The sequence below is a fragment of the Mesorhizobium xinjiangense genome (assembly GCF_009749525.1).
In the GTDB taxonomy this organism is placed as follows: domain Bacteria; phylum Pseudomonadota; class Alphaproteobacteria; order Rhizobiales; family Rhizobiaceae; genus Mangrovimarina; species Mangrovimarina xinjiangensis.
This window is the reverse complement of the sequence record NZ_WOAC01000013.1, coordinates 67,633-80,421: the sequence shown is the minus strand read 5'-3', so window position 1 is coordinate 80,421 and position 12,789 is coordinate 67,633. Positions and strand designations below refer to the sequence as shown.

The window sequence follows — 12,789 nt, the reverse complement described above, 5'->3', positions numbered from 1 at the left end:
GGGGCGGTCTGGCCGGCCAATTGCACAGGCGATGGCAGACTGCCCCGCATTCTCAATCTGTATCGATCGCCAAAAAATAACCCGCCAGGCGCGAGGCCGGGCGAGAAACGGAAAAGGGCCATGAACCAACGAGACGAAAGGCTCGACGCCATTGCCGCCAGTGACCTTGTCTCCGTATCCGTACTGGCGTCACTGATCGGCTGTCTTGCCTCCAAAGGCGTTCTGTCCGACCACGAAACCCGTGTGTGACATTCCATTAAACCTCAAGAATCGGCTTGCAACGATATCAATGCGTTACGCGGGCATATAAGAGACCGGTAACTTCTCTGGGGTTAGGCGGCATGCAGGAGGGGCGGTTTTGGTTTGAATAGCGGTAGCACGTTCGCTTCAGGCTGTCGGAAAGGTGCCCGCAATCGATCGCGAAGTTCACCATTCGCCTCCGCAGTTCGAACCTGCATGAGCATATTCGCGCCGTGGAGCGACCACCGCATCTGCTGCTTCTTCACCATCCGCTTGCCGACGAGGGAATTCACTGCCGACTCGGCGAGGGTCGTGGCAACGCGGAGCCCGGCTCGGTGGCGCTTTCCATAGTCGACTATCGCACCACGGTTCGAGCGGATATAGGTCAGGAGTTGCACGCCGAGGCTGTGCAGCCGTGCGATCGAGAACTCGCTTACCTGCCGTGATCCCTGCAGCTTCGCCAGGAGCCGCTCCAGGTCCCGGATCGCGCGATCCACGCGGCCGTGCCACAAGCGCCACTTCTCGGCTCTGATGTCCCTGCCGATGGTTGGAAGAATTGCAAAGGGACGGGTTCGGGATCGTACGATGTGGTCGGCGATCTGCTGCATCGGCTGGATCTTCATGGCGATGTGGAACCAGTCGATGATGTGGGTTGTCGGCTTCGGCATGGCGCGGGGCAGCCGCTTCAGGATTTCGGCCCCGTCCGAAATCACCGTCACATCGCCAAAGCCGCGATATCCGACTCCTTCAAGCGCGTGGAGGGCGCGATCGCGAATTGCATGTTGAGCGGTGCTACCGGTGACGAAATAGCGACCACCTGGTTCACCCCGGCCACCGCGGCCACATCTGGCTACGACAAGCTCGAAGTTTCGCGCCGAGTTACGCTCGGCGCTGCGAACATGAGCCGTGTCGATGCTGATGACGAATTCCTTGCGCCGATCCCCGGGAAGCTGCATCTCGAGCTGGTGCCGGTCATCCGCTTGATCCCTCGCCTTCCAAGTTTCCCGCATGATCTGGTCGTCGAGCCGTTCGCCGATCCTGATGGTGCGCTTGCGGACGGTCGCGTGCGTCTCGGTAGGTTCGATGGGAAGGAACTCGGCCAGTACCTTGGCCGCCTGCCGATAGGGCATCGTGCTTCCCAGCCGCGCCGTCAACTCCATCAGTTCGGGCGTCGCTCGGTCGGGACAGATCTCGTTCAACGGTGCGAAGGCAGCGTCAATGCCCAGATGGCATTCCCGGCACAGCATCCAGCGAGGATTACGCACCTTCACCGTACCGAAGACGGTTCGGATCTGGCGCGTCGTGTAGTCCTTGACCGGCCGGAACGTGTGGCAGTCCGGGCAGACACGACGGAAGAGGGAGTAGGTCTCCGCCTCATGAGCAACGACCGCGCTCTGCAGCACGACCATGATCTTCTTGCCGTCATTGATCGACAGGCCAAGGTCGCCATCGAACAGGCTCTCCCAGCTCTTGGTGATCCTCATTTCCCGTCGGCAAATGTCGCCGAACTCGTTCTTCCCCTCGATCGTGATCGTCCATTCCACCGCCATCGCTTCCTCTCCGAACAAAACAATGTTGATGGACTGCACCGGCCTAACAACCGGTGTCCGATCCCAGAGAAATTACCGGTCTCCAGGCCGTCGCTCTTGAGATGACCGATGATGGGCTCGATGGCATTGCGTCGTCGCAGTTCACGCCGGATCGTCGGCGAGACGATGCCCCTGGTATGGGCGACATGGACTTCGGCGCGTTGCGGATCGCCGCCGTGGCCGCGATAGCCGCGGTCGACATAGACGCGCCGCACGGTCACGCCGGTGAGCCGCTCGGTCTGTTCGATCTGACCTTCGAGGCTATGGCCGTCATACGGGTTTCCCGGCAGCGTCATGGCCCCGAGGATGAACTGTCCGCCGGCGCTTGCAGCATTGGTGACGGCAATCGACGTCTTGACGCCGAACTCGTAGCGGGTTCGGGCCTTGCCCTTGCCAATGCACTCGACCTCGGGCGCATGGAGGGCATAGAGCTTGTGCTTGTCGGCAGGCTTCTGGCCGAGCAGTCTGCGCACGCGGGCAAGCGCCACGGCGAAGGCCTGTTCCAGCGCGGCGTTGCCGGCGATCCTACGGGCAATGTCGCGCTCCAGCCGACCGAGCCATGTCCGGAGCTTCCTGACCCAGCGCATGGCCTGCTTGTGGCCGCGCGTATGGATCAGCCGCCCAACCTCGCGGGCAGCACGGGCGGCGACCCGCAGATAGGACTGGCGCAGCTTGAGGGCGTGTTTCCTGGCAAGGCGGTTCAGCCATTCGATCCGCCGCACCAAAAGGCGGCTGTCGGCCGGATGGGCGATCGCCTTGGTCTCGACCGTCGTGTCCACCGTCACCCGTTCCATCGCCGTGCGCTTGAGCGCCTTGCCGCGCTCGGCCGTGGCGATCGTCTCGGCCAGAAGGACCTCCAGGTGGCGTGCACCGATGCGCTGACGCCAGCGTGTCATCGATGAGCGGTCGAGCGGCAGGCGGGTCTGGAAATGCACCGCGCCGCAGAAGAACTGGACATACGGGCTCTCCAGCCATTGCGCGCAGACCTCCTCGTCCGAAAGCCCCTTGATGTGTTTGACTAGATTCAACCCCGCCATCAGCCGCGTCGGAAGGCCGGGACGGCCTGTGTCCTCGGTGTAGAGATCGCCGAACGCTTCGTCGAAGCGCGCCCAGTCGATCAGGCCGGCAAGGCGGGCCAGCGGATGATGCAGGTCGATCATGTTGGAGAGCCGATGGCGGAACAGGTCGAAATCGTCACCGGCATCTTCGGCAGGCTGTGTCGGGCGCATCGTCATCTCCAGGATCAATCAGCCTGAAGACGGAATCATGAACCGCCAAAAATGAAAAGAGGGTCGTCAAATCACCAGAGATGTTCGCAAGCTTTTCCCGCTCAGGGCCATCAGACCTTGCTAACCGGAATACTTACCTCGCCGACAAACCATCGACATATCAAACGCTTCCGAGTTCATCACGGACGACTAGCCAGGGACGGTGCTCGAAGAGCTTCCGGCATCAACGGCATGAATCGATCAGCCTTGATCGATTCAGCAAATGCGTTGGACGACGCTCTCGCGTCGAGCGAGACTTCCGGACATGAACGAACTCCGTCCGGTTCATCTTCGCCGCATCGACAGCACGCGGAGCCTATGCCGGTGGCGGGTCTCAACCACATGAACGTCGTCCTCGACCTCGCCGACCCAGCGGGCACGCTGGGCGGGCACCTGGCAGACCTCGTCGCTTGCGGCTGAGGGTACGGGAAGCACGCAGCGGCTCCACCCGGACCTATCCGGGATGCGGATTTGTGATCAGGCCGACAGCGATCGCTGCCAGAATGACGAGAAACACCCGGTCGAATGCCTCGCGCGAAATCCTTCGACCGACCCATGTGCCGAGAGGCATGAAGATCGCCACCGGCACAAGCGCCAGCACGCCCTCCAGAATATAGCTCGTCCTGAGCAGTCCCGCGCTCAGCAGCGCCAGAAACTGGATGACGGCGAATATCAGGAAGATCGTCGAGATCGTGAAGATGATCGCCACCCGCTCAAGCCTGATCGACTGCACGAAAGGCACGATGACGGCGGCGCACAGGCCGGTCGCGCCCTGGGCGAAACCACCCAGAAATCCGACTGATGGCGACATCCTCGCGGCGGTGCGCGGGCTGAGGGAGAATTGCGGGTTGAACACGCGCAGGCAGATGTAGAAGATCAGCATCAGGCCCAGCCCGACATTGAGCTTGTCGGGCGACGTGACGGTCAGAAACCATGTGCCCGCGCCCAGGCCGAGCGCGCCGGTAAGGATCGCGGGCCAGAGAAAGGTCACATCGCGCAGTGCCGCGCCGGTCTGGATGGACTGGTGCAGATTGGTGATCAGGATGGGCATGATCAGTACGCCTATCGCGTGCGGCAGGCCGACGAAATAGCTGAGCACCGGCAGGGCGACCACCGGCAGCCCCAGCCCGGTTATCCCCTTGAGAAGCGACCCGATCGCAATGGCGATGAAGGTCAGGACGAGCGAGTCAGCTTCCATTTCTACCCCAAATGCCTCCCGGCAAGCGAACCGCTCGCCATCGCCGCCTCTGGGCGGCGATGGTTCAGGTCGTTCCGGCGCAGGAACACGTCAGGCTCAGCGTTTGCCGCGCATCGCCCAGCCGGTGAGCCGCTTTTCCAGGAATGCGAAGATCGCATAGGTGAAGATGCCGAGCGAGGCGATGACCGCCACGCCTGCGAACATCAGCGGGACTCGAAACTGCGATGAAGCCTGCATCATCAGGTAGCCGATACCGTCGTTCGACGCGATGGTTTCGGCGATCACCGTGCCGACGAAGGCAAGGGTGATGGATATCTTCAGCGACGCGAAGAAGTATGGCATCGCCCGCGGAAGGCCGATCTTGGTGACGAGATCGAGCTTGCTTGCGCCCAGCGACCGCAACACGTCCTCCACTTCCGGTTCGACCGTGGCGAGACCGGTGGCGACGTTCACGGCGATGGGAAAGAAGCAGAGCACGAACGCCGTGGCGATCGCGGTCGGCTGGCCGATGCCGAGCCACAGCACGATGATCGGCACGAGCGCCACTTTCGGCACCGAGTTGAACCCGATCAGCACCGGGTAGAGCCCTGAATAGGCGAGCGGTATGGTCCCGATGATGATCCCGAGCAACAGGCCGACCGCCACCCCCAGCGCGAAGCCGATCATGGTGTTCATCATGGTCAGGCCGGCATGATACAGGATGATCGACCGGTATTCCTGGAAGGCGGCGAAGATGGCGGTCGGCGACGGCATCACGAAGGACGGGACCTCGAAGATGACGACCGAAAGCTGCCACACCACCAGCAGCGACACGATCACCAGCCAGGGCATGGCCGCATGAAGCGTACGGTTCTTGGAATCCATGTCAGGCAGCCTTGCTCTCTTCGCGGATCTGCGCGATCTGGTTGCGGATCGCGTGGACCGTCTCGATAAAGGCGGGGTCAAACGTCGTTTCCAGCGTTCTCGGCCTTGGCAGATCGACCCTGTGGGTGGCGATGACCCGTCCCGGCCGCGCGCTCATCACGAAGATGACGTCAGCAAGGTAGGTCGCCTCGCGCAGGTCGTGCGTCACCAGAACGGTGGTGAAGCGCTTTTCCATCCAGATATCCTGCAACACGCCCCAAAGCTCCTCGCGGGTGAACGCGTCGAGAGCGCCGAACGGCTCGTCGAGCATCAGCAGATCGGGCTCGTGGATCAGCGCGCGGCACAGATTGGCGCGTTGCTGCATACCACCTGAAAGCTCCCACGGATGACGTTCCTCGAAGCCCTCGAGATCTACCATCTTCAAAAGCCCGCGGGCCTTCTCGACATATTCGCCACGATGCCGCGACAGGCGCTTGCGATGAGGCTGGACGATTTCCAGCGGCAGCATCACGTTGGAAAGCAGCTTGCGCCAGGGCAGCAAGGTCGGGTTCTGGAAGGCCATCCCGACGCATTTGAGCGGCCCGGAAACTTCCTGCCCGGCGACGCTGATCCGCCCTCCCGTGGGAGGTGTCAGCCCCGTGACCAGCTTCATCAGCGATGACTTGCCGCAACCGGACGGACCGACCACGGCCGCGAACTCGCCGCGCTTGATCTGCAAGTCGGTGCCCTTCAGCGCAACGACCCCGCCACTGCCGCCGTACTGCAGGTCGACGCCATCTAGTGTTACAAAATTATCCATGTGTTCGGCTCCATGTGCCCGTATCGGACGGCGGCCGCGCATCGCATTCGCCGGCCGACGGGCATTGTGTGGCTGGATGTTCGCCCCGTCCGCGATTGCCGTCGACACCGCCCCGCATGGCGGGACGGTGCCGGGCTTGGCGGACTGCAGTTCAGCCGAGAATCTTCAGTTCTTCGGCATCTGGGAGGAAACGGTCGTCGTAGAAGTCATCGAGCGTCGGCGCCTGCTCCCAGCCAAAGCCCTCGGCGATGAGGGCCAGCCCCGTCTCCATGCGCTCCGGTTCGAGATAGCCGATCCCGTGTTCCCTCACGGATGCAGTGTCGACATGCGTGTCGAGGATGAACTGGATACGCTGTTCCTCGACATCGGCCTTGAGAAGGGCTTCCCGCGCGACCGTGGCGTCGATGGCCGCTTTCGGATTCTGGTAGGTGGCCTTCCACGCGCGCGCGGTGCCGAGCGCGACGGCACGGCAGAGCTCGGGATCTTCCTCGATCACCTTCTGGCTCGCGATCAAGGCATTGCCGGGGAAATCGAAGCCGAACTGATCGAAGTAGAGGATGTTGATGTCGTCGCGGCTGACGCCGTTTTCGATGAAGTTGAAAACCGACGTGTAGTCGTATCCGACGACGCCATCGACTTCGCCACGCAACAGCATCGTATCGCGGATGCGAACGTCCACCGCCGTGAACTCGATTTCGTCAGCCGGGATGTCGTTGAGCTTCAGTACGATCGGCATGATCTTCGTGGCAGCCGAATTGGCTGCGACGCCGATCTTCTTGCCGCGAAGATCATCGAGACTTGTGACGGTTTCGCCGCCGATGGTCATGATGCTGGCCGGCGAGTGATCGAGGATCGACATGATCAGGCGCGGCGACGCCTCCGGGTTCGTCACCGCGAATTCGATCAGCGTCTGGATATCGGCATAGCCGAACTGGTGTGTGCCGGTGGCGACGCGACGGATCGATTCCGCCGATCCGGAAGCGCCCTCGACGGCTGCCGTAAAGCCCAACTCGGGATAGATGCCGGCGGCATTTCCGAGGAAAAACGGACTGTTGCCGCCATAGACGCGGAAGTCGAGCGAGAATGGTACGTTTCGGTTCTGTGCACCCGCGACACCCGGCAAGCCGAGCGCCATGAGCGCGGACATCTGAGCAGTTCTGGTGAGAAGCTTTCTGCGACTGATCATTTGAATACTCCCGTTGTTTATAAGGAACCCCTAGTGTCGCATTTTCTTGTTTTTATTGCGTTTTTCCGACCCCTCCCTGCCGCGACAGGATAGAAGGGACCGGAACGGTCGCGTGGGTTACACAGCGGCGACAACCTGAATTTCCACGCGACAGTCCGGATTGTTCATGTCGACTCGCCCGCAGATGCGGGTGGGCATATGCCCCGGGACGACCCAGCTATCCCAGAGCGCGTTGAAGACGGCGAGATCGTCTCGGGTGCTGAGCCACACCTGAGCGGTCAGTGTGCGGGATTTGTCCGTGCCCGCTTCGCTCAGGAGGGCGTCGATCTTGTCGAGCACCTGGCGCGCCTGTCCCGTTATGTCCAGCGACATGTCGTCGGGGACCTGACCGGCGGTGTAGACCAGACCGTTGTGAACCACCGCACGGCTGCGGCGATGGTTCTGGTCGACGCGGGTGATGTCTTCATTGGCTGCCATTCTTCTTCCTCTTCCTTTATGCGGTTCCGTAGCCACCGCCGCCAGCGGTTTCCATCAACACGCGGTCGCCGGCCTTCAGCACGCGCGGCATGGTGGGGTCGATTCTCTCGCCGTTGAGAAGCAGTTGTCCCGGTTTTCCGGCGCCGCCGCCGGCGAGCCCTTTCGTCGGTGACTTACACTGCGTCATAAGGAAGGAGGTCATGACGTCGGGGGCGTCGTCCATGATCTGGAACTCGAAACTGAGCCCGGAGCCTCCCTCATGCGTACCCGTGCCGCCGCTGCCGCACCGCAGTTCCCGGCGCAGGACCCGTATCGGGGCGAGCGTCTCCATCATCTCCACCGGCGTGTTGCCGAGATTCGCCGGGAAGCTCGTGGCGGAGAAGCCTTTGCGCTTGGCGTTCGCGCCCTGCCCAGCATTGAGGAAGTTGACGACGGCGAAACGCTTCGACCGGTACTCGCCCGACATGGTCAGCGAGGAGTTGGGCGATCCCGCGGCCCAGATCCTGTCGGGCATCACGGCCTCCCAGGCCTGGAACACCGCATATGGCAGCAGATGGCCGATGGCGCTGCGGCCGCCCGACGCTGCGGGGTACGATGGGTTCAGCAACGAGCCTTCCGGCGCGGAGGTCTTGATGGGAATGAAGCTGCCTTCATTGTTGGGAATGTCGGGGCAGAGCACCGCTTTGATGCCGTATACGGTGTAGGCGAAGGTGTAGATCGGCACAACGTTCAGCGCATAGGGCAGTTGGTCGCTGGTGCCGGTATAGTCGATCTCGATCTCGTCACCCTTCACCGTCAGCGCGCACTTGATGATAACGGGCTCTTCGAACCCGTCGTGCTGGACCTGGGAGTGATAGACGCCGTCGGGGATTGCGCGGATGGCGTCGCGCATCGCCTTTTCGGAGCGGCGGCGAACCTCCGCGCCCAGCTCGTCGAGGCTCACCACCTCGAGAAGCCCCTGAAGGCGTTCGCCCATCGTGCGGCAGCCCGCCACCTGGGCCCAGATGTCGCCCATGCCCTGCTCCGGCACGCGTATGTTCTGGGTGATCATCCGGATGAGGATGTTGTTCGGCTTGCCTTCGTCCAGCAGCTTCATCATCGGGATCTGGAGGCCTTCCTCGTAGATCTCGCGGCTGCTGTTGCTGCGCAGCTTGCCGCCGATATCCGGCAGATGCGAGACGACGGCGGCGAACCCGACAAGCTCGTCCCGGTGGAAAAGCGGCATCACCGTCGTGACGTCATGCACGTGTCCTGACGCTTTCCATGGATCGTTGGTGATGAAGACGTCGCCCTGCTTGATCGTCTCGATCGGATAGAGATCGATGAAGTGGCGAACCGTCGCCGGAAGGCAGCCGATGAAGCCCGGCAGGCTCATCGTCGACTGCGCCAGCGAGCGCCCCTTCGTGTCGGTGAGCACGATGGCGAAGTCGTTGCCGTCGCGCACCAGCGTCGAAAAGCAGGTGCGCACGAACGCCGCGGCCGCTTCGTCGACGATGCTGATCAGCCGCTTCCAGTAGATTTCCAGCTCGATCGGGTCGAATCCCGACTGCGCGGCGGAGACATCCTCCGCCTTGATGTTGTTGACGCGCTCGACACTGTTCATGTCAGTCGAACTCCTTGATTGTGACGGAGACGGTCAGATCGGCGAGAATGGTGACATCGGCTTCCACCGCGACGACGATCGTGGATTCCCTCTCTTCCAGGATCAGCGGCCCCTGCAGCGTCGTGCCGGCGGGAACCGAATATCGGTCATGGACGGGAACCTCGGCATATGCCTTTCGCAGTGGCAGATAGATGCTGCGGCTGCCTGCCGGGGTGGTCCTGATCCGATTGTCGCCCCACTCGAACTTCTGGCCCGTGTTTGGCGCGCGACCGACGAGACGCCAGGTGATGACCTGCACCGCGGCATCGGGCACGAGGCGGCCGTAAAGCTTCTTGTACTGCGCCTCGAACGCATCCTCGATCGTGACGCCCGGCTTGCTTGAAAGCGCCTCCAGCGGCATCCCGACTGAAATCTCGGCGCCCTGTCCCTCGTAGCGCATCTCCGCGCCGACCGACCATTCGATTTCGGTCGCCCCGGCGGCCTGAAGTTCGGTCAGCGCATCTTTGCGCATCACCTCGAGGTTCCCGGCGACCTCGAGCCAGTCGACGTCGGTCAGCCGCTTCGGGCTCGACCATGACCGGTCGATGCGCGGCGGCGCGGCAAGCATCCCGAGGCAGGAGCCGGCGCCTGCGGCGATGGGGATTATGACCCGCGGAATGCGCAGCTTGCGTGCCACGTCGACGGCATGGACAGGGCCGGCGCCGCCGGTGGCGATCATGGTGAAATCGCGTGGGTCGTGTCCGTTTTCGGCGATGTGGATGCGCGCCGCGCTCGCCATGTTCTCGTTGACGATGTTGCAGATGCCCCAGGTCGCGTCGATGGCGGTGACGCCGAGCTGTCCGGCAAGCCGCTCCGCCGCCGCCTGCGCGGCATCGACGTCGAGATGCATGTCCCCGCCGAGGAAGTTCTTGCTGCTCAGAAAGCCGAGCAGCAGGTCTGCATCCGTCACAGTCATGTCGGTGCCGCCGCGTCCGTAGCACGCAGGGCCGGGCACCGAGCCGGACGATTCCGGGCCGACATTGAGCAGGCCCATCCGGTTGCAGAGGGCGATGGATCCGCCGCCCGCCCCGATCTCGATCAGTTCGATGCTGGGAATGAGGATCGGCAGACCCGAACCGCGCTTGAAGCGCTCGACTCGGGCACATTCGAAGCTGTGGGTCACCGGCGCTTCGCCGTCGACGGCCACGCACGCCTTGGCTGTCGTGCCGCCCATGTCGAAGGCGAGAACCTGGTCGACGCCGACCTGCTGCGCCGTGTTCAGCGCCGACAGCACACCGGCGGCGGGGCCGGATTCCAGCAGCAGGATCGGCGACTCGGCGCCCGTCTTGGCAGAGCAGAAGCCACCGCTGGAAACCATGACGCGAAGCGGCGTGCCTTCCTTGACGCTGCCGATGCGCCCGTCGAGTTCATGCAGGTAGCGTGCGACGATCGGCTTGACGTAGGCGTTGGCGGCCACCGTCGACGTGCGCTCGAATTCCTTGATTTCGCGGGCAAGATCGGAAGACAGGGACACTGCCTTGTCCGGCATTGCCGCTTGCAGCTTCTCCGCGACGCGCCGTTCATGTTCGGTGTTGTTGTAGGAATGTAGCAGCGACACGGCAATCGAGTCCGCGTCGATGGCGGAAAGTTCGCGCACCACCCCGTCGAGCGCCTCATCGCTCAGCGGGTCGAGTTCCTCACCGCGCGCATCGAGACGCGCATCCACCTCGACGCGGCTGTCGCCGTCGATCAGCGGCTGTGGAAGTTCGATGTTGAGGTCGTAGATGTCGTAGCGCCATTCGCGGCCGATATCGAGCATGTCCTTCATGCCCTTAGTCGTCACCAGGGCCGTCTTGACGCCCTTGCGCTCGATCAGTGTGTTGGTGATGAGCGTGGTGCCGTGAACGACTTCCTGAAGTTTTTCCGAGCAGGCGCCGAGGGTTTCGTCGACCTGACGCAGCAGGTCCTCCAGAACCGTCGAGACGGCCTGTCCCGGATCTGCCGGGGTCGTCGGCGACTTCGCGACCCAGATGTGCCCCGCGGGTTCCATCGTGGCAACGCCGTCGGTGAAAGTGCCACCGATATCGACTGCCACCCGCAGCCGCTCGTGATCGTGGTTTGTCTCATTCATTTCGTCGTTGACCTGTTCTTCGTGGTCTTGCAGAATTCAGTAGGAAATCGTAATCAGACGCTCTTCCGACATTTCCCGAACGGCGTAGGCCGGTCCCTCGCGGCCGAAGCCACTGTCCTTGACGCCCCCGAAAGGCATGGCGTCGATCCGCGCGCTGGAGGCCTCGTTGACATGCACGCCGCCGAACCGCAGCGACTGGGCCAGCCTCAGCGCGCGATGAAGGTTGGAGGTGAACAGGCCAGCCGCCAGGCCGTAGGGGCTGGCATTGGCTCGTTCGACCGCTTCCTCGACCGTGTCGAAGGGAATGACGCTGAGAACCGGCGCGAAGATTTCCTCGCACACGACCTTCATGCGCTCGTCCACGCCGGACAGAACCGTGGGCTGCATGACCGCCCCGTCGCGCCGGCCGCCGGCCAGAACCTTCGCGCCGCCTTCGACGGCTTCCGCCACCCAGCGTTCGGCGCGCTCGGCATGTGCAAGGCTTATCATCGGCCCCACGGTGATCCCGTCTTCCGCGGGATTGCCGGCCTTCACAGCCTCGACCGCCGAAACCAGCCTGGCGACGAAGCGGTCGTGCACCTTGCGATCGACCAGAAGCCGCTGCACCGACGTGCATACCTGACCGGCCTTGCGGAAACCCGCATTGAGAATTTTGGGGATCGCGAGGTCGAAATCGGCATCGTCGCAGACGATGGTGCTGGCGATGCTGCCGAGTTCGAGTTGCGTGCCGCGCAGCCCGGCCGCCTGCTGGATTTCACGCCCCACCTGCGTGCTGCCCGTGAAGGCGTAGTAGGCGATGCGCTCGTCGGCGAGCAGCGTGCGGCCGATCCGTCCTCCCGGCCCGTGGACGAGCGAGAGCAGCTTTGGCGGAAGCCCGGCTTCGAGCAACACCTCGCACAGCGCCACCGCTGAAAGCGGCGTATAGCTGGAAGGCTTGACGATCACGGAATTTCCGACCGCCAGAGCCGGCCCGACCTTGTGCGCCAGCGTATTCAGCGGCGAGTTGAAAGGCGTGATCGCGCAGATGACGCCACGCGGCGCACGGATGGTGAACCCGATGCGGTCGCGCGCGCCGGCGGCGGCCAGCATCGGCACCAACTCGCCGTTGAGTCGCTTCGCCTCCTCGGCGGAAAGCTCCAGCGTCTGGACGCAGCGGTTGACCTCGTTCTCGCCATCGGCGCGGGTGAAGCCGGCCTCGTCACGCATCGTGGCGACAAGCTCCTCGCGGCGATCCTGGATCAGGCGCGAGGCGCTCATCAGAATCCGATAGCGGTCATACGGCCCGAGGCTGGATTCGGCGACGCCTTCGAGGGCGCCCGACACGGCCTGCGTCACCTGCTCGGTCGATGCGACGTGCATCTCTCCGAACACCTTGTCGCGGAAGCGGTCGCGCAATTGGGCGACGCTTTCGCCGTCCACCCATTTGCCGCCGATGAGAAGCCTGGACATCGCGAA

Annotated in this window: 11 protein-coding genes; 1 reads left to right on the top strand and 10 read right to left on the bottom strand. The window is 63.1% G+C overall.

What is annotated here, in order from left to right:
• Nucleotides 1-120 precede the first annotated feature (120 nt).
• Entirely contained in the window at nucleotides 121-249 is a 129-nt protein-coding gene (locus tag GM909_RS26285; protein WP_268890775.1) for a hypothetical protein, read from the top strand.
• Nucleotides 250-332: 83 nt separating this feature from the next.
• On the opposite strand, the gene GM909_RS14695 is transcribed toward GM909_RS26285, so the two are convergent.
• The 10 genes from GM909_RS14695 to GM909_RS14650 form a co-directional block, all read right to left on the bottom strand.
• Nucleotides 333-1,790, bottom strand: coding sequence for an ISKra4 family transposase (locus GM909_RS14695; protein WP_235911905.1), 1,458 nt, complete (start codon nucleotides 1,788-1,790; stop codon nucleotides 333-335).
• Complete coding sequence (locus tag GM909_RS14690; RefSeq protein ID WP_198174260.1) at nucleotides 1,721-3,058, bottom strand: IS5 family transposase; 1,338 nt, start codon at nucleotides 3,056-3,058, stop codon at nucleotides 1,721-1,723. The genes GM909_RS14695 and GM909_RS14690 overlap by 70 nt, the downstream gene beginning before the upstream one ends.
• 493 nt (nucleotides 3,059-3,551) lie before the next feature.
• Nucleotides 3,552-4,295, bottom strand: coding sequence for a sulfite exporter TauE/SafE family protein (locus GM909_RS14685; RefSeq protein WP_157017144.1), 744 nt, complete (start codon nucleotides 4,293-4,295; stop codon nucleotides 3,552-3,554).
• Between the two features lie 96 nt (nucleotides 4,296-4,391).
• Nucleotides 4,392-5,159, bottom strand: a complete 768-nt coding sequence (locus GM909_RS14680; RefSeq protein WP_157017143.1) for an ABC transporter permease — start codon at nucleotides 5,157-5,159, stop codon at nucleotides 4,392-4,394.
• A 1-nt stretch (nucleotide 5,160) separates the two neighbouring features.
• A complete protein-coding gene (locus tag GM909_RS14675; RefSeq protein ID WP_157017142.1) occupies nucleotides 5,161-5,958 on the bottom strand; it encodes an ABC transporter ATP-binding protein in 798 nt (265 codons plus the stop codon).
• A 151-nt stretch (nucleotides 5,959-6,109) separates the two neighbouring features.
• A complete protein-coding gene (locus GM909_RS14670; RefSeq protein ID WP_157017141.1) occupies nucleotides 6,110-7,144 on the bottom strand; it encodes an ABC transporter substrate-binding protein in 1,035 nt (344 codons plus the stop codon).
• 117 nt (nucleotides 7,145-7,261) lie between these two features.
• The gene (locus GM909_RS14665) at nucleotides 7,262-7,621 is read right to left on the bottom strand and encodes a RidA family protein (protein WP_157017140.1); all 360 of its coding nucleotides are present in this window, start codon (nucleotides 7,619-7,621) and stop codon (nucleotides 7,262-7,264) included.
• A gap of 16 nt (nucleotides 7,622-7,637) precedes the next feature.
• On the bottom strand, nucleotides 7,638-9,224 hold the full coding sequence (locus GM909_RS14660) for a hydantoinase B/oxoprolinase family protein (RefSeq protein ID WP_157017139.1): 1,587 nt from the start codon (nucleotides 9,222-9,224) through the stop codon (nucleotides 7,638-7,640).
• A gap of 1 nt (nucleotide 9,225) precedes the next feature.
• On the bottom strand, nucleotides 9,226-11,334 hold the full coding sequence (locus tag GM909_RS14655; RefSeq protein WP_157017138.1) for a hydantoinase/oxoprolinase family protein: 2,109 nt from the start codon (nucleotides 11,332-11,334) through the stop codon (nucleotides 9,226-9,228).
• Nucleotides 11,335-11,370: 36 nt separating this feature from the next.
• Nucleotides 11,371-12,783 (bottom strand): aldehyde dehydrogenase family protein, encoded by a 1,413-nt coding sequence (locus GM909_RS14650; RefSeq protein WP_157017137.1) that lies wholly within the window; start codon nucleotides 12,781-12,783, stop codon nucleotides 11,371-11,373.
• Nucleotides 12,784-12,789: the final 6 nt, after the last annotated feature.

Excerpts from the sequence above, each read along its gene's own strand:
- GM909_RS26285 (WP_268890775.1), top strand. The coding sequence starts at position 121 with ATGAACCAACGAGACGAAAGGCTCGACGCCATTGCCGCCAGTGACCTT.
- GM909_RS14695 (WP_235911905.1), bottom strand. The coding sequence starts at position 1,790 with ATGGCGGTGGAATGGACGATCACGATCGAGGGGAAGAACGAGTTCGGC.
- GM909_RS14690 (WP_198174260.1), bottom strand. The coding sequence starts at position 3,058 with ATGCGCCCGACACAGCCTGCCGAAGATGCCGGTGACGATTTCGACCTG.
- GM909_RS14685 (WP_157017144.1), bottom strand. The coding sequence starts at position 4,295 with ATGGAAGCTGACTCGCTCGTCCTGACCTTCATCGCCATTGCGATCGGG.
- GM909_RS14680 (WP_157017143.1), bottom strand. The coding sequence starts at position 5,159 with ATGGATTCCAAGAACCGTACGCTTCATGCGGCCATGCCCTGGCTGGTG.
- GM909_RS14675 (WP_157017142.1), bottom strand. The coding sequence starts at position 5,958 with ATGGATAATTTTGTAACACTAGATGGCGTCGACCTGCAGTACGGCGGC.
- GM909_RS14670 (WP_157017141.1), bottom strand. The coding sequence starts at position 7,144 with ATGATCAGTCGCAGAAAGCTTCTCACCAGAACTGCTCAGATGTCCGCG.
- GM909_RS14665 (WP_157017140.1), bottom strand. The coding sequence starts at position 7,621 with ATGGCAGCCAATGAAGACATCACCCGCGTCGACCAGAACCATCGCCGC.
- GM909_RS14660 (WP_157017139.1), bottom strand. The coding sequence starts at position 9,224 with ATGAACAGTGTCGAGCGCGTCAACAACATCAAGGCGGAGGATGTCTCC.
- GM909_RS14655 (WP_157017138.1), bottom strand. The coding sequence starts at position 11,334 with ATGAATGAGACAAACCACGATCACGAGCGGCTGCGGGTGGCAGTCGAT.
- GM909_RS14650 (WP_157017137.1), bottom strand. The coding sequence starts at position 12,783 with ATGTCCAGGCTTCTCATCGGCGGCAAATGGGTGGACGGCGAAAGCGTC.